At 60.1% G+C, this 23,070-nt stretch carries 23 protein-coding genes; 21 read left to right on the top strand and 2 right to left on the bottom strand.

The window, feature by feature from the left end; translation table 11 throughout:
• Window positions 1–12 precede the first annotated feature (12 nt).
• The 18 genes from AC1DUP_RS11990 to AC1DUP_RS11905 all read left to right on the top strand — a co-directional run bounded on the left by AC1DUP_RS11990 (window position 13) and on the right by AC1DUP_RS11905 (window position 18,500).
• Window positions 13–615 carry an NADH-quinone oxidoreductase subunit C gene (locus AC1DUP_RS11990; protein WP_113301231.1) on the top strand — a complete coding sequence of 201 codons (603 nt, stop codon included), beginning with the start codon at window positions 13–15 and terminating at the stop codon, window positions 613–615.
• A gap of 67 nt (window positions 616–682) precedes the next feature.
• Complete coding sequence (locus AC1DUP_RS11985; RefSeq protein WP_113301232.1) at window positions 683–1,873, top strand: NADH-quinone oxidoreductase subunit D; 1,191 nt, start codon at window positions 683–685, stop codon at window positions 1,871–1,873.
• On the top strand, window positions 1,873–2,145 hold the full coding sequence (locus tag AC1DUP_RS11980) for a hypothetical protein (protein ID WP_113301233.1): 273 nt from the start codon (window positions 1,873–1,875) through the stop codon (window positions 2,143–2,145). The genes AC1DUP_RS11985 and AC1DUP_RS11980 overlap by 1 nt, the downstream gene beginning before the upstream one ends.
• Before the next feature lie 16 nt (window positions 2,146–2,161).
• Window positions 2,162–3,313, top strand: a complete 1,152-nt coding sequence (locus AC1DUP_RS11975) for an NADH-quinone oxidoreductase subunit E (protein WP_115035335.1) — start codon at window positions 2,162–2,164, stop codon at window positions 3,311–3,313.
• 12 nt (window positions 3,314–3,325) lie between these two features.
• Window positions 3,326–4,630, top strand: coding sequence for an NADH-quinone oxidoreductase subunit NuoF (gene nuoF, locus AC1DUP_RS11970; protein WP_113301235.1), 1,305 nt, complete (start codon window positions 3,326–3,328; stop codon window positions 4,628–4,630).
• 3 nt (window positions 4,631–4,633) lie between these two features.
• Entirely contained in the window at window positions 4,634–5,293 is a 660-nt protein-coding gene (locus tag AC1DUP_RS11965; protein ID WP_477832753.1) for a 5' DNA nuclease, read from the top strand.
• Between the two features lie 225 nt (window positions 5,294–5,518).
• On the top strand, window positions 5,519–7,600 hold the full coding sequence (gene nuoG / locus AC1DUP_RS11960; protein ID WP_113301237.1) for an NADH-quinone oxidoreductase subunit NuoG: 2,082 nt from the start codon (window positions 5,519–5,521) through the stop codon (window positions 7,598–7,600).
• A 12-nt stretch (window positions 7,601–7,612) separates the two neighbouring features.
• Window positions 7,613–8,656: an NADH-quinone oxidoreductase subunit NuoH gene (gene nuoH / locus AC1DUP_RS11955; RefSeq protein ID WP_113301238.1), complete on the top strand. Its 1,044-nt coding sequence runs from the start codon at window positions 7,613–7,615 to the stop codon at window positions 8,654–8,656.
• A 37-nt stretch (window positions 8,657–8,693) separates the two neighbouring features.
• The gene (gene nuoI / locus AC1DUP_RS11950) at window positions 8,694–9,185 is read left to right on the top strand and encodes an NADH-quinone oxidoreductase subunit NuoI (RefSeq protein ID WP_113301239.1); all 492 of its coding nucleotides are present in this window, start codon (window positions 8,694–8,696) and stop codon (window positions 9,183–9,185) included.
• A gap of 142 nt (window positions 9,186–9,327) precedes the next feature.
• Window positions 9,328–9,945, top strand: coding sequence for an NADH-quinone oxidoreductase subunit J (locus tag AC1DUP_RS11945; RefSeq protein WP_113301240.1), 618 nt, complete (start codon window positions 9,328–9,330; stop codon window positions 9,943–9,945).
• Window positions 9,946–9,970: 25 nt separating this feature from the next.
• The gene (gene nuoK, locus AC1DUP_RS11940; RefSeq protein WP_113301241.1) at window positions 9,971–10,279 is read left to right on the top strand and encodes an NADH-quinone oxidoreductase subunit NuoK; all 309 of its coding nucleotides are present in this window, start codon (window positions 9,971–9,973) and stop codon (window positions 10,277–10,279) included.
• A gap of 7 nt (window positions 10,280–10,286) precedes the next feature.
• Window positions 10,287–12,284 (top strand): NADH-quinone oxidoreductase subunit L, encoded by a 1,998-nt coding sequence (gene nuoL, locus AC1DUP_RS11935; RefSeq protein WP_113510516.1) that lies wholly within the window; start codon window positions 10,287–10,289, stop codon window positions 12,282–12,284.
• Entirely contained in the window at window positions 12,284–13,795 is a 1,512-nt protein-coding gene (locus AC1DUP_RS11930; RefSeq protein ID WP_113301243.1) for an NADH-quinone oxidoreductase subunit M, read from the top strand. The genes nuoL and AC1DUP_RS11930 overlap by 1 nt, the downstream gene beginning before the upstream one ends.
• Before the next feature lie 14 nt (window positions 13,796–13,809).
• Complete coding sequence (gene nuoN / locus AC1DUP_RS11925) at window positions 13,810–15,255, top strand: NADH-quinone oxidoreductase subunit NuoN (RefSeq protein ID WP_113301244.1); 1,446 nt, start codon at window positions 13,810–13,812, stop codon at window positions 15,253–15,255.
• A complete protein-coding gene (locus AC1DUP_RS11920; RefSeq protein ID WP_477832752.1) occupies window positions 15,255–16,019 on the top strand; it encodes a biotin--[acetyl-CoA-carboxylase] ligase in 765 nt (254 codons plus the stop codon). The genes nuoN and AC1DUP_RS11920 overlap by 1 nt, the downstream gene beginning before the upstream one ends.
• 17 nt (window positions 16,020–16,036) lie before the next feature.
• Window positions 16,037–17,707, top strand: coding sequence for a ribonuclease J (locus AC1DUP_RS11915; protein ID WP_477832751.1), 1,671 nt, complete (start codon window positions 16,037–16,039; stop codon window positions 17,705–17,707).
• 2 nt (window positions 17,708–17,709) lie between these two features.
• Window positions 17,710–18,114 (top strand): methylmalonyl-CoA epimerase, encoded by a 405-nt coding sequence (mce, locus tag AC1DUP_RS11910; protein WP_113301286.1) that lies wholly within the window; start codon window positions 17,710–17,712, stop codon window positions 18,112–18,114.
• Between the two features lie 110 nt (window positions 18,115–18,224).
• Window positions 18,225–18,500, top strand: a complete 276-nt coding sequence (locus tag AC1DUP_RS11905; RefSeq protein WP_113310759.1) for a DUF1467 family protein — start codon at window positions 18,225–18,227, stop codon at window positions 18,498–18,500.
• Between the two features lie 314 nt (window positions 18,501–18,814).
• Here the strand turns inward: AC1DUP_RS11905 and AC1DUP_RS11900 are convergent, their stop codons facing one another.
• Window positions 18,815–19,093, bottom strand: coding sequence for a hypothetical protein (locus tag AC1DUP_RS11900; protein WP_477832750.1), 279 nt, complete (start codon window positions 19,091–19,093; stop codon window positions 18,815–18,817).
• On the opposite strand from AC1DUP_RS11900, the gene proS reads away from it, so the two are divergent.
• From proS to AC1DUP_RS11885, 3 genes are read left to right on the top strand one after another with little or no spacing between them, the layout of a single operon-like run.
• The gene (proS, locus tag AC1DUP_RS11895; RefSeq protein WP_113301248.1) at window positions 19,092–20,414 is read left to right on the top strand and encodes a proline--tRNA ligase; all 1,323 of its coding nucleotides are present in this window, start codon (window positions 19,092–19,094) and stop codon (window positions 20,412–20,414) included. The two genes, AC1DUP_RS11900 and proS, sit on opposite strands and share 2 nt — an antisense overlap.
• A gap of 17 nt (window positions 20,415–20,431) precedes the next feature.
• Window positions 20,432–21,736 (top strand): lipoprotein-releasing ABC transporter permease subunit, encoded by a 1,305-nt coding sequence (locus AC1DUP_RS11890; RefSeq protein WP_477832749.1) that lies wholly within the window; start codon window positions 20,432–20,434, stop codon window positions 21,734–21,736.
• 56 nt (window positions 21,737–21,792) lie between these two features.
• On the top strand, window positions 21,793–22,476 hold the full coding sequence (locus tag AC1DUP_RS11885) for an ABC transporter ATP-binding protein (RefSeq protein WP_113510558.1): 684 nt from the start codon (window positions 21,793–21,795) through the stop codon (window positions 22,474–22,476).
• A gap of 3 nt (window positions 22,477–22,479) precedes the next feature.
• On the opposite strand, the gene AC1DUP_RS11880 is transcribed toward AC1DUP_RS11885, so the two are convergent.
• Window positions 22,480–22,941, bottom strand: a complete 462-nt coding sequence (locus tag AC1DUP_RS11880) for a DUF5680 domain-containing protein (RefSeq protein WP_115035330.1) — start codon at window positions 22,939–22,941, stop codon at window positions 22,480–22,482.
• Window positions 22,942–23,070: the final 129 nt, after the last annotated feature.

Below are 23,070 nucleotides of genomic sequence, written 5' to 3'. Positions count from 1 at the left end.
GGACAGGAAATTATGAGCGAAGCCCTCACTGAGCTTTCGTCCTACGTTTCGGAAGCGCGCGGCAATCTGATTGCCGCCTCGCAGCTCAAATACGGCGAGCTGACGCTGACGACGACTGGCGACAATTTGATTCCGCTGCTGACCTTCCTGCGCGATGATGCCAAATGTGGCTTCATCAACATGATTGACATTTGTGGTGTCGACTGGCCGCAGCGCGAGCTGCGCTTCGATGTCGTTTATCATCTCTTGTCTCCGAAGCAGAACCTGCGCATCCGGGTGAAGGTGGCGACCGACGAGGATACGCCGGTTCCGTCCGCTTGCGCCGTCTATCCGGGCGCCGACTGGTTCGAGCGCGAGACCTGGGACATGTACGGCGTTCTCTTCACCGGTCATCCGGACCTGCGCCGCATCCTGACCGACTACGGTTTCGAGGGTCATCCGCTGCGCAAGGACTTCCCGACGACCGGTTTCGTCGAGGTTCGCTACGACGATGCGGCAAAGCGCGTCGTTTACGAACCTGTCGAACTGAAGCAGGAATTCCGCAATTTCGATTTCTTGTCCCCCTGGGAAGGCACGGAATACGTGCTGCCGGGCGACGAAAAGGCGAAGCAGTAAGTTTGAGGCGTGTGGCGGGCTCTTGGTCCGCCGTTCACTGACTACCTGAAAAAGCGAGCCCATCGCCATGACCGAACATAACGTCCGTAACTTCAACATCAATTTCGGGCCGCAGCATCCGGCAGCACACGGCGTTCTGCGTCTTGTGCTGGAGCTTGACGGCGAAATCGTGGAGCGCGTCGACCCGCATATCGGCCTGCTGCACCGCGGTACCGAAAAGCTGATCGAGACCAAGACCTACCTGCAGGCCGTTCCCTATTTCGACCGCCTCGACTACGTGGCGCCAATGAACCAGGAACATGCCTATGCGATGGCGGTCGAAAAGCTGCTGGGCATCGAAATCCCGATTCGCGGCCAGCTCATCCGCGTTCTCTATTCGGAAATCGGCCGTATCCTGTCGCATCTTCTGAACGTCACGACGCAGGCCATGGACGTCGGCGCGTTGACGCCGCCGCTCTGGGGCTTCGAAGAGCGCGAAAAGCTGATGGTGTTCTACGAGCGTGCTTCCGGCTCCCGCATGCATGCCGCCTATTTCCGTCCGGGTGGCGTCCACCAGGACCTGCCGGAAGATCTCGTGCAGGATATCGGCAAGTGGTGCGACCAATTCCCGGGCAAGCTCGATGATATCGACGATCTTCTGACCGGCAACCGCATCTTCAAGCAGCGTAACGTCGATATCGGCGTGGTTTCGCTAGAGGATTGCTGGGCCTGGGGCTTCTCTGGCGTGATGGTACGCGGTTCGGGCGCTGCCTGGGACCTGCGTCGCGCGCAGCCCTATGAATGCTATTCGGATCTTGAGTTCGACATTCCGATCGGCAAGAACGGCGACAACTACGATCGTTACCTGATCCGCATGATCGAAATGCGCGAATCGGTGAAGATCATGAAGCAGTGCGTCAATCGCCTGCTCGGTGATGCCAAGGCAGGGCCCTTCTCCTCCATAGACGGGAAGGTCGTTCCGCCGAAGCGTGGCGAGATGAAGCGCTCGATGGAAGCGTTGATCCACCACTTCAAGCTCTACACCGAAGGCTATCACGTTCCGGCCGGCGAAGTTTACGCTGCCGTCGAGGCGCCGAAGGGCGAGTTCGGCGTCTACCTCGTCTCCGACGGTACCAACAAGCCTTATCGTTGCAAGATCCGCGCCCCGGGCTATGCGCACCTGCAGGCAATGGACTTCATGTGCCGTGGCCACCAGCTCGCCGACGTCGCGGCCGTTCTCGGCTCGCTCGACATCGTGTTCGGCGAGGTGGATCGCTGATGCAGGCTCTGCCGCTCGCAGCTGCACTTCTTCTTTCGGCTTCCTCCGCCTTTGCGCAGGAGGCCGGAAAGCTCGGCACGCCGCTGGGCCACGAGGAAGCACAGCCGCCGGCAGAGCAATCGTCCATGGGCGAGCTTTTGTCCAAGGGCTATCAAATCAAGGCCGCCGTGCCGAATGGCGGCAAGTTCGTGGTATTTATGCAAAAAGACCAGTCGGCCTATGCCTGTGAAATGCAGTCTTTGACTGCTTCGCGGTGTGGAACGCTAAACTGACAAGGCGTGAGGAAGAATGTCCGTTCGTCGATTAGCCGAAGATCAATTCCAGCCGGCCGCATTCGCTTTCAGCGATGAAAATGCGGTCTGGGCGGAAAAGACGATTCAGAAATATCCCGCAGGCCGTCAGCAGTCAGCGGTTATTCCGCTGTTGATGCGTGCGCAGGAGCAGGATGGTTGGGTCACCCGTCCGGCGATCGAAAAGATCGCCGACATGCTGGACATGGCCTATATCCGTGTTCTCGAGGTAGCGACCTTCTACACCCAGTTCCAGCTTCATCCTGTCGGCACCCGCGCTCACGTGCAGGTTTGCGGCACGACGCCCTGCATGCTGCGCGGCTCGGAAAAGCTGATGGGCGTCTGCCGCAGCAAGATCCACCAGCATCCCTTCGAACGTAACGCCGAAGGCACGCTCTCGTGGGAAGAGGTCGAGTGTCTCGGGGCTTGCGTCAACGCGCCCATGGTGATGATCGGCAAGGACACCTATGAGGACTTGACGCCGGAGCGCCTGGAAGAGATCATCGATACGTTCGGGGCTGGCAATGGCGCGAGCATCAAGGTCGGTCCGCAGATCGACCGTCATCTGTCCTCGCCTGAGGGCGGTCCGACGACGCTTCTGGACGCAGTCGCCGTCAGCCGCACCCGGATCGAAGATACCCCGGCAATCGCCCCCGCCGACGGTGCGCCGGTTCCGCCCTCCGAGGCCGCTCGCCCAAAGAGCACCGATGCCGAGACCAATGCGTCGCTGAAGACGCCTGCGACGGCGCCGAAGGCGTCGGCCAGGAATGCGAAGGCTGCCGAAGTTCAGCCTCTTTCCGGAACGGCTGCTTCCGAGCCGGCTCCGGTGGTCGCAGTTACAGCTGCAGCGGCTGCAAAGCCATTGCTGACGGACAAGAATCGCCCGGCCGGCATCGAAAAGCCCGCCGCTCCCGACGATCTCAAGATGATCTCCGGCGTCGGTCCGAAGATCGAAGCAACGTTGAACGAAATCGGCATCTTCACTTTCTCGCAGATCGCGGGCTGGAAGAAGGCCGAACGCGAATGGGTCGATGGTTTCCTGAATTTCCGCGGCCGCATCGAGCGCGACGACTGGGTCAAGCAGGCCAAGGCGCTCGCCAAGGGCGGCGAAGCGGAATATATCAAGGTCTTCGGCAAGAAGCCGCGGTAAGAGGTGTGAAGCATGTTACAAGATAAGGACCGCATCTTTACCAACATCTACGGCCTCAAGGACAAATCCCTGAAGGGCGCGATGAGCCGCGGCAACTGGGATGGCACCAAGCAGATCCTGGAAAAGGGCCGTGACTGGATCATCGACGAGATGAAGGCTTCTGGCCTTCGGGGTCGCGGCGGTGCAGGCTTCCCGACGGGTCTCAAATGGTCGTTCATGCCGAAGCAGAGCGACGGCCGTCCGCATTACCTCGTCGTCAACGCCGACGAATCGGAGCCCGGCACCTGCAAGGACCGCGACATCATGCGCAACGATCCGCATACGCTGATCGAGGGCTGCGTGATCGCGAGCTTCGCCATGGGTGCGAATGCTGCCTATATCTATGTACGCGGCGAATATATCCGCGAGCGCGAAGCCCTGCAGGCTGCGATCGACGAATGTTATGACGCCGGCCTGCTTGGCAAGAACAATAAGCTCGGCTGGGATATCGAAATCTTCGTTCATCACGGTGCCGGTGCCTACATTTGCGGCGAAGAAACCGCGCTGCTCGAGAGCCTTGAAGGCAAGAAGGGCCAGCCGCGCCTGAAGCCGCCGTTCCCGGCAAACATGGGTCTCTACGGCTGCCCGACGACGGTCAACAACGTCGAATCGATCGCCGTCGCCCCGACGATCCTGCGCCGCGGCGCCGGTTGGTTCTCGGCAATCGGTCGGCCGAACAATGTCGGCACCAAGCTGTTCATGCTCTCCGGCCACGTCAACAAGCCGTGCACCGTCGAAGAAGAAATGGGCATCACCTTCCGCGAACTGGTCGATCGGCACGCCGGCGGCATCCGCGGCGGCTGGGATAACCTGCTCGCCGTCATTCCAGGCGGCGCGTCGTGCCCGATCGTTCCGGCCAAGGACATCATCGACTGCCCAATGGATTTCGACGGCCTGCGCGCGGTCGGCTCCTCCTTCGGTACGGCTGCCTCGATCGTCATGGATAAGTCCACCGACGTCATCAAGGCGATCGCCCGTATCTCGGCCTTCTTCAAGCATGAGAGCTGCGGCCAGTGCACGCCGTGCCGTGAAGGCACGGGCTGGATGTGGCGCGTGATGGAGCGTATGGCGCGCGGCAACGCGCAGAAGCGCGAAATCGACATGCTGTTCCAGGTCACCAAGCAGATCGAAGGCCACACCATCTGCGCGCTCGGCGATGCCGCCGCATGGCCGGTGCAGGGTCTGATCCGTAACTTCCGTCCGGAAATCGAAGCCCGCATTGACCAGTATACGGCCAATGCCCTTGATCACGGCGCGGTTCTGGAGGCGGCTGAGTAAGCGATGAGATCAAAGACATCCGACAGCAAGGTGGGGGAAGGGGCAGCCGATTTTGCGGCTGACTTCGGGCGTCTTGCTGCCGATGTTCTGGAGAACGCGCGTGCCATGCCTGTTCACCCGATGATGCTACATCCGGCCGCGGCTTTCGCCGCTGCCACAGCGATCGGTTTCGGTCTTTCCACGCATATGGCCGGCGTCATCTTCGGTGCTTGGCAAGGTGTCCTCGAAACGGCGAACAAGGCGGCAGCGGCGCTCGACGAGACGCTGCCGGATGAGAAGACGCCCGAGATGGACATCCGTCCGGAGAATATTCGCACGCCTGTTCAAAAGACCGAGTCGGTTCGCAGGGTGGCCAGGCCGAAACTGACGGTAGTCTCCGCCGAGGCTCCGGCGGAAGAAGCCGTGAAGCTGGTCGCGCCCAAGGCGAAACCGGCCGCAAGGTCCAGGAAGGTTGACGACCTCAAGCTGGTGGCTGGCATCGGCCCGAAGCTCGAGCAGGTGCTGAAACAAAAAGGCATCCGAACATTTGCCGATGTCGCGGCATGGAGCGAGGACGATGTCGCTCGCTTCGACGCCGAACTCGGGGTCGATGGCCGTATCCTGCGTGACGACTGGGTCGGTCAGGCCAAGGTGCTGGCGACGCGGGGCCGCAGGAAGAAATAAATTTCCAGCCGAATGCGATGGCTGGAGGACGGGCGGATCGATCGGCGGGGCAGGGGGCTCCGGGTCGGGATGCCGATGGCAGGTTCCGGGTCTCGGAGCTTGCGCAAGAGAATTTGGGCAATGCCGCCGCCAGAACGGACGAAATATCCGGCTTGGCAATATGGATGTTGCAAAAATAGGTTTGTTTGCCGGTGCCCGGCGAATGGGAAACAGGACTGAGTGACGATGGCAAAACTGAAGATTGACGGTAACGAGATCGAAGTTCCGGATCATTACACGCTGATTCAGGCGTGCGAAGAGGCCGGTGCTGAAGTTCCGCGCTTCTGCTTCCATGAGCGTCTGTCGGTTGCCGGCAATTGCCGTATGTGCCTCGTCGAGGTCAAGGGCGGTCCGCCGAAGCCGCAGGCTTCTTGCGCCATGGGCGTGCGCGATATCCGCGGCGGCCCGAACGGCGAACTGCCTGAAGTCTTCACCAACACGCCGATGGTCAAGAAGGCCCGCGAAGGCGTGATGGAATTCCTGCTGATCAACCATCCGCTCGATTGCCCGATCTGCGACCAGGGCGGCGAATGCGACCTGCAGGACCAGGCCATGGCCTTCGGTATCGACACCTCGCGCTATCAGGAAGACAAGCGCGCCGTCGAAGACAAGTACATTGGCCCGCTCGTCAAGACGGTCATGAACCGCTGCATTCACTGCACGCGCTGCGTCCGTTTCACGACAGAAGTCGCCGGCATTTCCGAGCTCGGCCTGATCGGCCGCGGCGAGGATGCCGAGATCACCACCTATCTCGAGCAGGCAATGACCTCCGAGCTGCAGGGCAACGTCGTTGACCTCTGCCCGGTCGGCGCTCTGACCTCCAAGCCCTTCGCCTTCACGGCTCGTCCGTGGGAATTGAACAAGACCGAATCGATCGACGTCATGGACGCCGTCGGCTCCGCGATCCGCGTCGATACCCGCGGCCGCGAAGTCATGCGCATCCTGCCGCGCGTCAATGAAGCCGTGAACGAGGAGTGGATCTCCGACAAGACCCGCCACGTTTGGGACGGCCTTAAGACGCAGCGCCTCGACCGCCCTTACGTCCGCAAGGACGGCCGCCTGCAGCCGGCGAGCTGGGGCGAAGCCTTCGGCGCCATCAAGGCTGCCGTATCGGCGACATCAGGCGACAAGATCGGTGCGATCGCCGGGGATCTCGCTTCGGTCGAAGAAATGTATGCGCTGTCCGAACTGGTGAAATCGCTTGGTTCCGAGAACCTGGACTGTCGCCAGGATGGGACGGCACTTGATCCGTCGCTCGGCCGCGCAAGCTACCTCTTCAACCCGACCATTTCAGGCATCGAACAGGCCGACGCGCTGCTCATCGTCGGCGCGAACCCGCGCTTCGAAGCCGCGATCCTCAACGCCCGCATCCGCAAGCGCTTCCGCCGCGGCGGCTTCCCGATCGGCGTGATCGGTGAAGGCGGCGAACTGCGCTACAAGTATGACTATCTCGGCTCGGGTCCGGATACGCTGAAGGACATCCTCGACGGCGGCCACGCCTTCGCCGAAGTCCTTTCCAAGGCGTCCAAGCCGATGATCATTATCGGTCAGGGCGCTCTGACCCGTACGGATGGCGCTGGCGTTCTCGCAACGGCTGCCAAGCTCGCAGTCAACGTCGGCGCGATCGCTGAAGGCTGGAACGGCTTTGCTGTGCTGCACACCGCAGCTTCGCGCGTCGGCGGCCTCGATCTCGGCTTCGTGCCAGGCGCCAAGGGCGTCAACGCTGCAGAGATGCTGAAGGCCATGGACGTGCTCTTCCTGCTCGGAGCCGACGAGTTCGATGTCTCGGCCAAGACGGCGAAGTTCACGGTCTATATCGGTTCGCATGGCGATAACGGCGCACATGGTGCTGACGTCATTCTGCCGGCTGCCGCCTATACGGAAAAGTCGGGCACCTGGGTCAACACTGAAGGCCGCGTCCAGATCGGCAACCGCGCCGGCTTCGCGCCGGGCGACGCTCGCGAAGACTGGGCGATCATTCGCGCTCTTTCCGACGTGCTCGGCAAGAAACTTCCCTTTGATTCGCTCGGTGAATTGCGCAGCAAGCTCTATGCGGCGTTCCCGCATTTCGCGGCCGTTGACGAGATCGCCGCAGGTGAAAGCGCCCAAATTGCCGCACTGGCGAAAAAAGCCGGTAAGATGAACAAATCCGGGTTTGCGTCGCCGGTCAAAGACTTCTATTTGACGAACCCGATAGCGCGCGCCTCGGCTGTCATGGCCGAGTGCTCGGCATTGGCCCGCAACAATTTTAAAGTCGCGGCAGAGTAAGGGCAGGAACTCATGGATTCTTTCTTCTCGACCTATGTCTGGCCGGCGATCATCATGATCGGTCAGTCGTTGCTGCTGCTCGTCTGCCTGCTGGTCTTCATCGCTTACGTTCTTCTTGCCGACCGCAAGATCTGGGCTGCCGTCCAGCTTCGCCGCGGCCCGAACGTCGTCGGCCCCTTTGGCCTGTTCCAGTCCTTCGCCGACCTTCTGAAGTTCGTCTTCAAGGAGCCGGTCATTCCGGCTGGCGCCAACAAGGCTGTCTTCCTGCTGGCTCCGCTCGTCACCGTGCTTCTGGCGCTGTCGACCTGGGCGGTCGTGCCGCTCGCCGATGGCTGGGTGATTGCTAACATCAATGTCGGGATCCTCTACATTCTGGCGATCTCCTCGCTCGAAGTTTACGGCATCATCATGGGCGGCTGGGCTTCGAACTCGAAGTATCCGTTCCTCGGCGCACTGCGCTCCGCCGCGCAGATGGTGTCCTACGAAGTCTCGATCGGCTTCGTCATCGTCACCGTTCTTCTCTGCGTCGGTTCGCTGAACCTGACGGATATCGTCAACGCCCAGCGCACCGGCCTCGGTACGATGATCGGCCTGCCGAACTCGTTCCTCGACTGGCACTGGCTGGCGCTGTTCCCGATGTTCGTCATCTTCTTCATCTCGGCGCTCGCCGAGACGAACCGCCCGCCCTTCGACCTTCCGGAAGCGGAATCGGAACTCGTCGCCGGCTTCATGGTCGAGTACGGCTCGGCTCCGTACATGATGTTCATGCTCGGCGAATATGCGGCCGTCGTGCTGATGTGCTCGCTGACGACGATCCTCTTCCTCGGTGGCTGGCTGCCGCCGGTCGATTTCTGGCTCATCAATTGGGTACCGGGCATTATCTGGTTCCTGCTGAAGTCCTGTCTGGTGTTCTTCATGTTCGCCATGGTCAAGGCTTTCGTGCCGCGCTACCGCTACGACCAGCTCATGCGTCTCGGCTGGAAGGTCTTCCTTCCGCTGTCGCTCGCCATGGTCGTCATCGTTGCATTCGTGCTGAAACTGATGGGATGGGCCTGATGTCCAACCTCGTTTCCGGCAAAATTGGAGATTGAAGATGGCAAGCCTGTCCGCCTCCATCAACTCGCTGTTCCTCAAGGAATTCGTCGGCGCGTTCTTCCTGTCGATGCGTTACTTCTTCAAGCAGAAGGCAACGATCAACTACCCCTTCGAAAAGGGTCCGGTCAGCCCGCGCTTCCGCGGCGAACATGCGCTACGCCGTTATCCGAACGGTGAAGAGCGGTGCATCGCCTGCAAGCTGTGCGAGGCGATCTGTCCTGCCCAGGCGATCACCATCGAAGCCGGCCCGCGCCGCAATGACGGCACGCGCCGCACGGTGCGTTACGACATCGACATGGTGAAGTGCATCTATTGCGGCTTCTGCCAGGAAGCTTGCCCTGTTGATGCGATCGTCGAAGGTCCGAATTTCGAATTCGCCACCGAAACCCGTGAAGAGCTCTACTTCGACAAGCAGAGGCTCCTCGAAAACGGCGACCGGTGGGAGCGTGAAATCGCCCGCAACATGGCGATCGACGCACCGTACCGCTGATTGAGATTTGAAATGCCGCGGGAAGGGCACTCTTGCCCGCCGCGGTCAACATGCACCGGGGCTTTGCCGGCGAAAGCTGCGTGAGGTCCTATCGGGCAGGGAAACTCCCGGCTGCCCGGGGGAAGATGAAAAAGGCACCAACATGGGTCTGCAGGCTCTATTTTTCTATCTTTTCGCCTTTATCGCGATAGCGTCGGCGTTCATGGTCATCTGGGCGAAGAACCCGGTTCACTCGGTTCTGTTCCTGATCCTGGTGTTCTTTAATGCAGCCGGTCTCTTCCTGCTGCTGGGTGCCGAATTCCTGGCGATGATCCTGCTTGTCGTCTATGTCGGCGCGGTCGCTGTTCTCTTCCTCTTCGTGGTGATGATGCTCGATATCGACTTCACCGAGCTTCGTGCCGGTGTTCTCGAATATGCGCCGATCGGTGCGCTGATCGGCCTGATCCTCGCCGCCGAACTGATCGTCGTCGTCGGCGGTAGCGTGATCTCGCCCGAGATCGCCAAGACCGTCGCCATGCCGATCCCGGCTCCGACCGTGCGCACCAACACGGCCGCCCTCGGCGACGTGCTCTATACGAACTACGTCTATTTCTTCGAGATCGCTGGTTTGATCCTGCTGGTCGCCATGATCGGCGCAATCGTGCTGACGCTGAAGCATCGCACCCACATCAAGCGGCAGAATATTTCCCGCCAGGTTGCCCGCACGCCCGCGACTGCCGTCGAGGTGATCAAGGTCAAGCCGGGGCAGGGCGTGAACTGAACCGAGAGGTCAAGGAACAAAGAACATGGTCATCGGACTTTCCCACTATCTCACGGTCAGCGCCATCCTCTTCACCATCGGCGTCTTCGGCATCTTCCTGAACCGGAAGAACATCATCGTCATCCTGATGTCCGTCGAATTGATCCTGCTGTCGGTCAATATCAATATGGTCGCCTTCTCGTCGTTCCTCAACGACATCGTCGGCCAGGTCTTCGCACTGTTCATTCTGACCGTTGCTGCTGCCGAAGCGGCGATCGGTCTCGCAATTCTCGTTGTCTTCTACCGCAACCGCGGTTCGATCGCGGTCGAAGACGTCAATATGATGAAGGGCTGAGCGGCTCATGTTCCTCTACAAGGCTATCGTCTTCCTTCCCCTGATCGGCGCGATCATTGCCGGCCTCTTCGGCCGCGCGATCGGCGCCAAGGCGTCGGAATATGTCACCAGCGGCCTGATGATCATCGCCGCCGTCCTGTCCTGGGTCGTCTTCTTCACGGTTGCGCTCGGCCATCCGGAAGGCGCGATCAAGGTCGAAGTTCTGCGCTGGATCCAGTCCGGCGGCATCGATGTATCCTGGTCGCTGCGTGTCGATACGCTGACCTCGGTCATGCTGATCGTCGTCAACACGGTCTCGACCCTGGTGCATGTCTATTCGATCGGTTACATGCATACCGATCCGCACCGCCCGCGCTTCTTCGCCTATCTCTCGCTCTTTACCTTCGCCATGCTCATGCTGGTGACGTCCGACAACCTGGCCCAGATGTTCTTCGGCTGGGAAGGCGTCGGTCTGGCCTCGTATCTGCTGATCGGCTTCTGGTATAAGAAGCCGTCTGCGTCGGCAGCCGCGATGAAGGCCTTTATCGTCAACCGTGTCGGCGACTTCGGCTTCGTGCTCGGCATCGCCACGGTCTTCGTGCTGTTCGGCTCGATCAACCTCGACACGATCTTCGCCAATGCTTCGACCTTCGCTCCGGCTGAAGGCGGCGGCGAGGCTGGTGAAGTGATCCTGAACCTTTTCGGCATGCATCTCGACAAGGCGCATGCGCTGACCGGCGCCTGCCTGCTGCTCTTCATGGGCGCTATGGGCAAGTCGGCGCAGTTCCTGCTGCACACCTGGCTGCCGGACGCCATGGAAGGCCCGACGCCGGTTTCGGCCCTCATCCATGCTGCGACCATGGTGACCGCCGGCGTCTTTCTCGTCGCCCGCATGTCGCCGATCTTCGAACACTCGCCGGATGCGCTCGTCGTCGTCACCGTGATCGGCGCGATTACCGCCTTCTTCGCGGCCACCGTCGGCCTCGTCCAGAACGACATCAAGCGCGTCATCGCCTACTCGACCTGCTCGCAGCTCGGCTACATGTTCGTGGCGCTCGGCGTCGGTGCCTATGGCGCGGCAATCTTCCACCTCTTCACGCACGCCTTTTTCAAGGCTCTGCTCTTCCTCTGCGCCGGCTCGGTCATCCACGCCGTCGACGGTGAGCAGGACATGCGCTACATGGGTGGCCTGCGTCCGCACATCAAGTGGACGTTCCGTATGATGATCATTGGCACGCTGGCGATCACCGGTGTCGGCATTCCCTTTACCCCGTTCGGCTTTGCCGGCTTCTTCTCGAAGGACGTCATCATCGAGGCTGCCTATGCGTCGCATTCGCCGGTCGCGGGCTTCGCCTTCACACTGCTGGTCATTGCCGCTCTCTTCACGAGCTTCTATTCCTGGCGCCTGATCTTCATGACCTTCTACGGCAAGCCACGTGCTTCGCACGAAGTCATGCATCACGTCCATGAATCGCCGCAGGTCATGCTGGTGCCGCTCTATCTCCTCGCGCTCGGCGCGGTATTTGCCGGCTACCTCTTCGAGGGCCGCTTCTACGGCGAGGAATATGCCGAGTTCTGGAAGGGTGCGATCTTCACCGGCGCCGAAAACGAACTGGTGGAAGAATTCCATCACGTTCCGGCCTGGGTTGGCCTCAGCCCATTCATCGCCATGCTGCTCGGCTTCGTGATTGCCTGGTATATGTACATCAGGTCGCCGTCGACGCCGCGCAAACTCGCTCAGCAGCACCGCGTTCTGTACCAGTTCCTGCTCAACAAGTGGTACTTCGACGAACTCTACGACTTCCTCTTCGTCCGGAGCGCCAAGGCTCTTGGCAACTTCCTGTGGAAGAAGGGTGATGTCGGCGTTATCGATACCTACGGTCCGAACGGCATTGCCGCCCGCGTGGTCAGCGTGACCGACCGCGTCGTGCGCCTGCAGACCGGCTACCTCTATCACTATGCCTTCGCGATGCTGATCGGCGTTGCGGCGCTCGTTACCTGGATGATGCTCGGGAGTTCCTTCTGATGACCGATTGGCCTATTCTTTCAACGGTCACCTTCCTGCCGCTCGTCGGCGTGGTGCTCCTGTTGCTGATGAACGGCGAAACCGAGAACGGCCGCAAGAACGTGCTGTGGATCTCCTTGATCACCACGGTCTTCACCTTCATCCTTTCGCTTTTCATCTGGATCGGCTTCGACAACGCCAATCCGGGCTTCCAGATGATCGAGCAGCATAGCTGGCTCGGCACAGGCATCGGCTACCATGTCGGCGTCGACGGCATCTCGATGCTGTTCATCATCCTCTCGACCTTCCTGATGCCCTTCTGTGTGCTCGCAAGCTGGCTTTCGGTCGAGAAGCGCCTGAAGGAATACATGATCGCCTTCCTCATCCTCGAAGTGATGATGGTCGGTGTCTTCGTCTCGCTCGATATCGTTCTCTTCTACGTCTTCTTCGAAGGCGGCCTCATCCCGATGTTCCTCATCATCGGTGTCTGGGGTGGCGCGAACCGCGTCTATGCGAGCTACAAGTTCTTCCTCTATACGCTGCTCGGCTCGGTGCTGATGTTGCTCGCCATCATGGCCATGTACTGGCAGGCCGGCACGACCGATATCGCCCAGCTTCTGAACTACCAGTTCCCGCCGGCGATGCAGACCTGGCTGTGGCTTGCCTTCTTTGCCTCCTTTGCGGTGAAGATGCCGATGTGGCCGGTCCACACCTGGCTTCCGGATGCGCACGTCCAGGCGCCGACGGCTGGTTCCGTCATCCTGGCAGGCGTGCTCCTCAAGCTCGGCGGTTACGGCCTGATCCGCTTCTCGATCGGCATGTTCCCGGTCGCTTCGGACTATTTCGCGCCGCTCGTCTTCGCGATGTCCGTGATCGCCATCATCTACACCTCGCTGGTCGCGATGATGCAGGACGACATCAAGAAGCTGATTGCCTATTCCTCGGTTGCCCACATGGGCTACGTGACGATGGGCATCTTCGCGGCGAACGCGCAGGGCCTGCAGGGTTCGATCTTCCAGATGCTGTCACACGGCATCGTCTCCGGCGCGCTCTTCCTCTGCGTCGGCGTCATCTATGATCGCACCCACACCCGCGAGATCGCGGCCTATGGCGGCCTGGTCAACAACATGCCGAAATATGCGGTCGCCTTCATGGTCTTCACCATGGCCAATGTCGGCCTGCCGGGCACCTCCGGCTTCATCGGCGAGTTCCTGACGCTGATCGGCGTCTTCCGTGCCAACACCTGGGTTGCGCTCTTTGCCGCCACCGGTGTCATCCTCTCGGCCGCCTATGCGCTCTGGCTCTATCGCAGGGTGATCTTCGGCGCGCTGGAGAAGGAAAAGCTGAAGGCTCTGCTCGACCTTTCGCCGCGTGAAAAGGTCATCCTTTATCCGCTGGTCGCACTTACCATCTTCTTCGGCGTCTACCCGGCTCCGGTCTTCGATGCGACCGCTGCTTCAGTAGACCATCTGATCAACAGCTATTCGGCCGCAGTGCAGGCAGCGCAGAATGTTGCGCTGTCGATGAAATGACGGGACTTTAGGACATGACCGCTGAAACAATCTCCCTAAGCCTGTACCTGTCCGCGCCGGAAATTATCCTCGCGATCGGTGCCCTAGTGCTGCTCATGATCGGCGTCTTCTCGGGCGAGCGGTCGGGTCCGCTCGTCAGCGTGCTGGCGATGATCTTGATTGCCATCTCCGGCCTCTGGCTGATCTTCGTTCCTGGTGACGGCCTTGCCTATGGCGGCGTCTACCTCGCGGATGGCTTCGCACGCTTCATGAAGGTGCTGGCGCTGATCGGTTCTCTCGTTGCGCTGTTCATGTCGATTGGTCATGCGCGGGAAAACCAGCTCGACAAGTTCGAATTCCCGGTTCTCCTGGTACTGTGCACGCTCGGTATCATGCTGATGATCTCGGCAAACGACCTGATCGCGCTCTATCTCGGCCTTGAGCTGCAGTCTCTGGCGATCTACGTCATCGCTGCGATCAACCGCGACAGCCTTAAGTCGACGGAAGCCGGCTTGAAGTATTTCGTGCTCGGCGCGCTCTCCTCGGGCATGCTGCTCTACGGCATGTCGCTGGTTTACGGCTTTACTGGACATACGCACTTTGCCGAGGTTGCCCAGGCTCTGACGGTCGAGGGCGCTCGCTCGCTCGGCCTGATCTTCGGCCTCGTGTTCATCCTCGCCGGCATTGCCTTCAAGATCTCGGCCGTTCCGTTCCACATGTGGACGCCGGATGTTTATGAAGGCGCACCGACTCCGGTCACTGCCTTCCTTGCGAGCGCACCGAAGGTTGCCGCCATGGCGATGATGACCCGTATCGTCATCACCGCCTTCGAGCCGGTGCTATCAGACTGGCAGCAGGTCATCGTCTTCATCTCAATCGCCTCCATGCTGCTCGGCTCGTTTGCGGCTATCGGCCAGAAGAACATCAAGCGACTGATGGCCTATTCCTCGATCGGTCACATGGGTTATGCGCTGGTCGGTCTGGCAGCCGGTAGTCAGACGGGCGTCACCGGCGTCATGCTCTACATGGCGATCTACATGGTCATGACGCTCGGCTCCTTCGCGATCATCATGTCGATGCGCCGCAAGGACGGCACGGTTGTCGAGAACGTCAACGATCTCGCTGGCCTGTCGACGACGAACCCCTTCATGGCTGTTGTGTTGACCGCGCTGATGTTCTCGCTCGCCGGCATTCCGCCGCTTGCCGGCTTCTTCGCGAAGTACTTCGTCTTCGTCGCCGCCATTGAGGCAAAGCTCTATGCGCTTGCCGTGATCGGTGTTTTGGCTTCGGTCGTCGGCGCTTATTACTACCTGCGTGTCATCAAGCTGATGTGGTTCGATGAGGCGACCGGCGAATTCGCCCGCGTCTCCGGCTCGCTGCGTCTCGTCTTCGGTCTCTCCGGCCTCTTCGTCGCCGCCTATGTTCTCATCGGCGGTCCGATCGGCGGCGCGGCTGAACTCGCTGCGGCAACGCTGTTCTGATGGCTTCCGACAAGCGACGCCGGATATCGCTCGGCGATATCAGGCACGAGGCTTTGTCGGATACATCGTCGACCAACACGGAATGCCTTGCCCGGGCTCGGGCAGGGGATGGCGGTCTGCTCTGGGTGACCGCGGAACGACAGACCGGCGGCCGCGGCCGCCGGGGCCGTCCCTGGGTTTCCGAGCGTGGCAACCTCTACGCCTCCCTTCTTCTGATCGATCCGGCGCCGATGGAGCGCCTTGCCTCGCTGCCACTGGCAATTGCCGTCGCCGTGCATCAGGCGATCCGAAGCGTGTTGCCGCCGGGCGCCGAACCGCTGGAGGTGAAGTGGCCAAACGATATCTTGATCGGCCGCAAGAAGACCTGTGGCATCCTCGTGGAAGGCGAACGGCTGGCGGACGGACGCCACGCGGTGGTGATCGGCATCGGCATCAATGTGTCCGTCATGCCGGACAACCCCATCTATCCGGTCACCTGCCTGCGTGATCAGGGAAGTGCTGCTTCGCCCGAAGAACTCTTCGCCCATCTCTTTGCGTCGATGGCCGAGGTGCTGGATATCTGGAACGAAGGGCTGGGCATAAGCGAGGTCACGGCGCTATGGCGTGCGGTTGCCTGCGGCATTGGCGAAAAGATAACTGTGAATCTGCCCGACAGGTCGATTTCCGGATATTTCGCCGGGATTGATGATAATGGCCTGTTGATGCTCGATATCGGCACAGGCAGGATGATGCCGATTGCGGCCGGCGATGTATTCTTTAGATAGTGGAAAAAACAAACATTATGGCGAAACAGGACGAACTGGTATTTCTGCCTCTGGGCGGGGTCGGCGAGATCGGCATGAATCTCGCGCTGTACGGCTACGGCCCGGCGGACCATCGCCAGTGGATCATGGTGGATTGCGGCGTCACCTTTCCGGGACCGGATCTGCCGGGTGTCGATCTCGTCCTGCCGGATATCCGCTTCCTCGCCAACGAGCGCAAGAACCTCAAGGCTATCATCATCACCCACGCCCATGAGGACCACTACGGCGCGCTCGCCGACCTCTGGCCGGGTCTGAACGTGCCGGTTTATGCCTCGCCCTTCACGGCCGGCCTGCTGGAAGCCAAGCGTAGTTTCGAGAAGGATGCGATCGGCGAAGTACCTATAACGGTCTTCAAGGCGGGCGATAGGATCAATGTCGGCCCCTTCAGCATCGAGGGTGTTGCCGTCAATCACTCCATCCCCGAGCCGATGTCGCTGATGATCCGCACGCCGCTCGGCAATGTCATCCACACCGGTGACTGGAAGATCGATCACGAGCCGTCGCTCGGGCCGCTGACCGACGAGACGCGCTTTCGCCAGCTGGGCGATGAAGGCGTGCTGGCGCTGCTCTGCGACTCCACCAACGCATTGCGCGACGGCGTCTCGCCCTCGGAAAAGGATGTCTCCGAAAGCCTGCGCAAGATCATCGAGAATGCCGAGGGACGCGTCGCGATCACCACCTTCTCCTCGAATGTCGGCCGTATTCGCACCGTCGCAGAAGCCGCCGAAGCAGCGGGTCGTGAAGTGCTGCTGCTCGGAAGCTCGTTGAAGCGCGTCTGCGACGTCGCTCAGGATATCGGCCTGCTGGAAGGCGTAAAGCCGTTCATCTCCGAAGAGGATTACGGCTTCATTCCGCGCGACAAGGTCGTGGTCATCCTGACCGGCAGCCAGGGCGAGCCGCGCGCTGCCCTTGCCAAGCTCTCCCGTGACGAGATGCGCAACGTGGCGTTTGCCGCCGGCGATATCGTCGTCTTCTCCTCGCGTGCCATCCCCGGCAACGAGAAGGCGATCCAGGATATCAAGAACGGTCTCGTGGAGCAGGGTGTTCACATCATCACCGATACGGAGGCGCTGGTGCATGTCTCCGGCCATCCTCGCCGCAACGAGTTGCAGAAGATGTACGAGTGGACGCGGCCGAAGGTCGTCGTGCCCGTGCATGGCGAGGCAACGCATCTGACGGCACACAAGGAGCTTGCCGAGCAGTCCGGCATTCCAACGGTACCGCGTGTGCGCAATGGTGACGTGCTGCGGCTCGCCCCGGGTCCGGTCGAGGTCATCGACGAGGCGCCGCATGGCCGCATCTACAAGGACGGGTCACTGATCGGTGACTTCGATGAGATGGGCATCGGCGAGCGCAAGAAGCTTTCCTATGTCGGCCATGTCGCGGTCAGTATCGTGCTCGACAGCCGCTACGACATCATCGGCGAACCTGATCTCGTGGCGATCGGCCTACCGGTCTATGACGACGAGGGCGAGGATATGGAGGATGGGCTGTTCGACGCCGCGATCGGCGCCTTCGAGAGCATTCCACGCGCTCGCCGCAAGGATATCGACATGGTACAGGAGGCCCTGCGCCGCGCCGTGCGCGCTGCCGCCAATCATACCTGGGGCAAGAAGCCTCTCGTCACGGTCTTCATCACCAGGGTCTGATGATGCTTGGCCGGGTGAACCATATCGCCATCGCCGTGCCTGATCTGGCTGCCGCAGTCGCGAGCTATCGCGATACTCTGGGGGCCGCAGTCTCGCAGCCGCAAGCCCTGCCGGCGCATGGCGTCACGGTCGTTTTCGTGGAACTGCCGAACACCAAGGTTGAGTTGCTGGAGCCGCTTGGCGAGGCGTCGCCGATTGCGGCCTTTCTTGAAAAGAATCCCGCTGGCGGCATGCACCACATCTGCTACGAGGTCGATGATATCCTTGCAGTTCGAGACCGGCTGACGGCATCTGGGGCGAGGGTGCTTGGCAATGGTGAGCCGAAGATTGGTGCCCATGGAAAGCCGGTGCTTTTCCTCCATCCGAAGGACTTCTTCGGTACGCTGATCGAGCTGGAGCAGGTCTGATCGCGGTGCGTCAGAGTGACCTAAACTGTCCACCGCCTTTGAACTGGCCGCCATTCCGGCTTATAAGCACCCAAAACCAGCCGCCAAGGCGCTAATCGACGGGAACCAAGATGTTTCAGGCCTTCCTCCAGGGATTCGCAGTCTATTTCATCATCTGGTGGATCACGCTTTTCGCCGTGTTGCCGATCGGCCTGCGCACTCAGGCCGAAGATAATGACATCGTACTTGGCACGGTGCCGAGCGCGCCGAGCCGTTTCCGCCCGCTTTTCGTCTTCTCGCTGACGACGTGCATCTCCGGCGCCATCTACGGTATCTGGTACATCGGCTCGACCTATTTCGGCCTCGGCTTCGACGCGCTTCCACAAATAGGGCCTAGCTTCTATTAAGGATGGCTTTTGCTCAAACTTTGAGCAGATGTAAATGCAACCGCGAAAAACCTGTCATACGCGCGTCATGCAAGTGAGGCAAAGAGCTTTCGTAACGGAAAGCGGGCTCACCTAGCGAAAGGCAGGGCTGGTTTTTCGGTGTAATTGGGAGCCGAAAAGCAAAAAAAAACAAGGCTAAAAGCCTTGTTTTAAGTATCGCGTGATCCTTAACCGTTACCGGGGCAGCGACAAGCGCGCCTAAGATCTGATCCTCCCAAGACTTGACCGCGAATTCGGCAAGAATTTAACCTTCTTGCCTGTTTTGTGAGCTAAAGCTAGCTCAAAGATTGTGCTTTGTCATTAGCTTTTTTTGCATTTTTGCTACACTCGCGCAAAATTTTTCTGTTGACAAGATTTACCTTCAAACCCTTATAAACACGCGTTTTTTCACGCCTGCTGAATTTGTAGGCGCTAACATGCGTCTGCGGGAGGCTGCTCGCGCCGGTCGCGGGTTTCTTTCCTGCTGCGAAGCGGCTATGAACGCTCCCATCTTTAACAAATACCGTCGATTCCGCTTGGGTAAGCGGCATCTCAACTGTACCGGAATCCGCCATGCGTCTGTCCCGCTTTTTCATACCCATCCTGAAGGAAAACCCCAAGGAGGCGGAAATCGTCTCTCATCGGCTGATGCTGCGCTCCGGCATGGTCCGTCAGCAGTCGCAGGGCATCTATTCCTGGCTGCCGCTCGGCAAGAAGGTGCTGGACAAGGTCAACAACATCATCCGCGAGGAGCAGAACCGCGCCGGCGCCATCGAGCTTCTGATGCCGACCCTTCAGTCGGCCGAGCTCTGGCAGGAAAGCGGCCGTTATGACGCCTATGGCAAGGAGATGCTGCGCATCAAGGACCGCCAGGATCGGCCTATGCTCTACGGTCCGACCAACGAAGAAATGGTGACGGATATCTTCCGCTCCTTCGTGAAGTCCTACAAGGACCTGCCGCTCAATCTCTATCACATCCAGCTGAAGTTCCGTGACGAGATCCGTCCGCGCTTCGGCACGATGCGCTCGCGCGAGTTCATGATGAAGGATGCCTATTCCTTCGATCTCACGCGCGAAGGGGCGGAGCATTCCTACAACAAGATGTTCACAGCCTATCTGCGCACCTTCGATCGTCTCGGCCTGCGCGCCATTCCGATGCGCGCCGATACCGGCCCCATTGGCGGGAATCTGAGCCATGAGTTCATCATTCTCGCTGATACCGGTGAGTCCGAAGTCTTCTGCCACAAGGATTTCGTCAATTTCGACATCCCCGCCGAAAGCACGGATTTCGACAGTGTCGACGGTCTGAAGGGGATCTTCGACAAGTGGACGTCGCTCTATGCCGCGACATCCGAAATGCACGACGAGGCAGCTTTCAACGCGGTTCCGGAAAGCGAGCGTCTTTCTGCGCGCGGTATCGAAGTCGGCCATATTTTCTACTTCGGTACGAAGTATTCCGAACCGATGGGTGCAAAGGTGCAGGGTCCTGACGGTAAGGAACACTTCGTTCACATGGGTTCCTACGGTATCGGCCCGACACGCCTTGTTCCCGCCATCATCGAAGCATCGCATGATGAGAACGGAATCATCTGGCCGGAGTCGGTCGCGCCCTTCGATGTCGTGGTCATCAACATGAAGGCCGGCGACGAAGCCTGCGACGGCACTTGCGAGCTGATCTACGCAGCGCTGACCAAGGCCGGCAAGGACGTGCTCTATGACGACACGGACGACCGCGCAGGCACCAAGTTTGCGACCGCCGACCTGATCGGCGTGCCGTACCAGATCATTGCCGGTCCGCGCGCGGTCGCGAATGGCGAAGTGGAAGTGAAGGACCGGAAGACCGGCGCCCGCGAGACGATGACAATCGAGGCGGCGATCAACAGGTTCGTGGCTTAAAGAAAGACGGAGGCGAAATGGCAGAGGCAGCATTGGACCGGAGTTCCAAATCCGGCTTGGGTCCGGCTGGCAAGCCATTTTCTACCTTCGAACGCCTGGTGGCGTGGCGCTATCTGCGCGCCCGCCGAAAGGAGGCGTTCATCTCCGTCATTGCCGGCTTCTCATTCGTCGGCATCATGCTGGGCGTCGCGACGCTGATTATCGTCATGGCCGTGATGAACGGGTTCCGCACGGAACTCGTCTCTCGCATCCTCGGCATCAACGGCCACATGATCATCCAGCCGATTGATGGCCCCTTCACCGATTATGCCGACCTCGTGAAGAAATTCGAGGCGGTGCCCGGTATCAAGATGGCGCTGCCGCTGGTCGAAGGCCAGGTGCTAGCTTCCTCGCGGACGGGCGGCAGTACCGGTGCGCTGGTGCGCGGCACGCGGGCCGAAGACCTGACCAAGCTCAAGGCAGTATCCGACAATATCAAGTCTGGCGACATGGTGGGTTTTGCTGCAGGCGACAGCGTTTTGATGGGCACGCGCATGGCCGACCAGCTCGGCTTGCGGGTCGGCGACCTGATTACGATGACGTCACCGGAAGGTGACGTGACGCCGATGGGCGTCAATCCACGCATCAAATCCTACAAGATTTCCGGTCTCTTCGAGATCGGCATGTCGGAATACGATTCCTCGATCATCTATATGCCGCTGGAGGAATCTCAGCTTTATTTCAATGCCGACGGGCTGGTGCAGTCGATTGAGCTCTTCGTCGACAACCCTGATGATATTGATAATCTGAGACCCAAGGTTGAGGAGGCGGCCGGACGGCAGATCTTGGTCACCGACTGGCGCCAGCGCAACCAGACCTTCTTCTCCGCCCTGGAGGTGGAGCGCAACGTCATGTTCATGATCCTGACGCTGATCGTGCTTGTCGCCGCGCTCAACATCATCTCCGGACTCATCATGCTGGTGAAGGACAAGGGTAGCGATATCGCCATCCTGCGCACCATGGGTGCGAGCGCCGGTGCCATCATGCGCATCTTCTTCATGACCGGAGCGGCGATCGGTATCGTCGGCACGATCGCCGGCGTGCTGCTCGGCGTGCTCGTCTGCGTCAATATCGAGTCCATCCGCCAGTTCTTCTCATGGGTATCGGGCACGGTGCTTTTCGATCCCCAGCTCTATTTCCTCAGCCAGCTACCGGCAGAAATGGATGTGAGTGAAACGGTGTCGGTCGTCATCATGGCGCTGACGCTCTCCTTCATCGCGACGATCTTCCCCGCTTGGCGCGCCTCCCGCCTCGACCCCGTCCAGGCCCTTCGTTACGAATAAGGCTGAGATTCAAGGTCATGCATGATCCAAGGCCCAATCCAAGGAATGCCGCATTCATGAAACGCAATGTCGTTCTCAAGCTTTCGGGCGTCGAGCGCCACTATGGTCAGGGCGAAACGCTGCTGACCATCCTCAAGGGTGCGGATTTCACCCTGTCGAGCGGTGAGATGGTGGCGCTGGTGGCGCCGTCAGGCACCGGCAAGTCGACGCTGCTGCATGTGGCAGGGCTGCTGGAGCATCCTGACAGCGGCGAGGTAATGGTCAACGGTCGCCCATGTGATGGCCTCTCCGATGACAAGCGCACGGCCATCCGCCGCGGCGAGATCGGCTTCGTTTATCAGTTTCATCACCTGCTGCCGGAATTCTCTGCGCAGGAAAATATCATGATGCCACAGCTCATCGCCGGCCTCTCATGGAAGGAAGCGGGCGAGCGGGCAAAGATGCTTCTGGATTACATGCGCATCGGCCACCGCGGTACGCATCGCCCGGGCGAGCTTTCCGGCGGCGAGCAGCAGCGCGTGGCAATCGCTCGCGCCGTTGCCAATGCGCCGAGCCTGCTTCTCGCCGACGAGCCCACCGGCAATCTCGACCCGGAAACCGCCAGCTATGTCTTCGATGCTCTGGAGGCTCTGGTGCGCCAGTCCGGCCTTGCCGCGCTGATCGCCACACACAACCACGAGCTGGCCCGGCGCATGGACCGGCGCGTAACGATCTCCGACGGCAAGGTCGTGGATTTCTGATTATCAGGGGATAATCAGCCCGCCGCGATAATCGAGCTCATAGGCCTTTTGATCATCGACAAGGATGAATTCGTGGCCGCGGAAATGCGTGCAGTCGCCTTCGCTCGTATCGACATAGCGCCCCAACGAATGATCGAAGACCATGCCGCCGAGGAAGCGGCCTTGTTTGTAAAGCTGTGACAGCGCGGCGCTAATGATCGTGCCGGCGACAGTTCCGTCGATGATCCCGGGCTCGATGATCCGCCCAAAATAGTTCATCGCCCACACCGGCTTTTCCTCCAGCCAGACCACTTCCTGACCGGCAAAATCCGTGCCGCCGAAATAGCTGTCGAGGTAGCGCCAGATCCCGCGCTTGTAGCCGATATCATGGGCGCCGATCCGATAGGAGGGCTGCGGCTTCGCGCCGGCGACATAAGTCTGCGATTTGGCTTCGACAATGAAGCCGTTGAGTTCCTGCGTGTCCATCGTCCCGCTGCTCCGACGTTAACCATGTCCCGCGAGAGCGGGAGGGAATCCTGTTGACAACAGAACATACATGGAACAAATTAAAAACATAAGAGCACAGGAGAGCCAAATGACTGACATGATCCGTGA

The organism is Rhizobium sp. 01L419 (genome assembly GCF_056400025.1).
This window is presented reverse-complemented; position numbering and strand designations above follow the sequence as displayed.

Coding starts and splice junctions, on each gene's coding strand:
- AC1DUP_RS11990 (WP_113301231.1), top strand. CDS start 13: ATGAGCGAAGCCCTCACTGAGCTTTCGTCCTACGTTTCGGAAGCGCGC.
- AC1DUP_RS11985 (WP_113301232.1), top strand. CDS start 683: ATGACCGAACATAACGTCCGTAACTTCAACATCAATTTCGGGCCGCAG.
- AC1DUP_RS11980 (WP_113301233.1), top strand. CDS start 1,873: ATGCAGGCTCTGCCGCTCGCAGCTGCACTTCTTCTTTCGGCTTCCTCC.
- AC1DUP_RS11975 (WP_115035335.1), top strand. CDS start 2,162: ATGTCCGTTCGTCGATTAGCCGAAGATCAATTCCAGCCGGCCGCATTC.
- nuoF (WP_113301235.1), top strand. CDS start 3,326: ATGTTACAAGATAAGGACCGCATCTTTACCAACATCTACGGCCTCAAG.
- AC1DUP_RS11965 (WP_477832753.1), top strand. CDS start 4,634: ATGAGATCAAAGACATCCGACAGCAAGGTGGGGGAAGGGGCAGCCGAT.
- nuoG (WP_113301237.1), top strand. CDS start 5,519: ATGGCAAAACTGAAGATTGACGGTAACGAGATCGAAGTTCCGGATCAT.
- nuoH (WP_113301238.1), top strand. CDS start 7,613: ATGGATTCTTTCTTCTCGACCTATGTCTGGCCGGCGATCATCATGATC.
- nuoI (WP_113301239.1), top strand. CDS start 8,694: ATGGCAAGCCTGTCCGCCTCCATCAACTCGCTGTTCCTCAAGGAATTC.
- AC1DUP_RS11945 (WP_113301240.1), top strand. CDS start 9,328: ATGGGTCTGCAGGCTCTATTTTTCTATCTTTTCGCCTTTATCGCGATA.
- nuoK (WP_113301241.1), top strand. CDS start 9,971: ATGGTCATCGGACTTTCCCACTATCTCACGGTCAGCGCCATCCTCTTC.
- nuoL (WP_113510516.1), top strand. CDS start 10,287: ATGTTCCTCTACAAGGCTATCGTCTTCCTTCCCCTGATCGGCGCGATC.
- AC1DUP_RS11930 (WP_113301243.1), top strand. CDS start 12,284: ATGACCGATTGGCCTATTCTTTCAACGGTCACCTTCCTGCCGCTCGTC.
- nuoN (WP_113301244.1), top strand. CDS start 13,810: ATGACCGCTGAAACAATCTCCCTAAGCCTGTACCTGTCCGCGCCGGAA.
- AC1DUP_RS11920 (WP_477832752.1), top strand. CDS start 15,255: ATGGCTTCCGACAAGCGACGCCGGATATCGCTCGGCGATATCAGGCAC.
- AC1DUP_RS11915 (WP_477832751.1), top strand. CDS start 16,037: ATGGCGAAACAGGACGAACTGGTATTTCTGCCTCTGGGCGGGGTCGGC.
- mce (WP_113301286.1), top strand. CDS start 17,710: ATGCTTGGCCGGGTGAACCATATCGCCATCGCCGTGCCTGATCTGGCT.
- AC1DUP_RS11905 (WP_113310759.1), top strand. CDS start 18,225: ATGTTTCAGGCCTTCCTCCAGGGATTCGCAGTCTATTTCATCATCTGG.
- proS (WP_113301248.1), top strand. CDS start 19,092: ATGCGTCTGTCCCGCTTTTTCATACCCATCCTGAAGGAAAACCCCAAG.
- AC1DUP_RS11900 (WP_477832750.1), bottom strand. CDS start 19,093: ATGGCGGATTCCGGTACAGTTGAGATGCCGCTTACCCAAGCGGAATCG.
- AC1DUP_RS11890 (WP_477832749.1), top strand. CDS start 20,432: ATGGCAGAGGCAGCATTGGACCGGAGTTCCAAATCCGGCTTGGGTCCG.
- AC1DUP_RS11885 (WP_113510558.1), top strand. CDS start 21,793: ATGAAACGCAATGTCGTTCTCAAGCTTTCGGGCGTCGAGCGCCACTAT.
- AC1DUP_RS11880 (WP_115035330.1), bottom strand. CDS start 22,941: ATGGACACGCAGGAACTCAACGGCTTCATTGTCGAAGCCAAATCGCAG.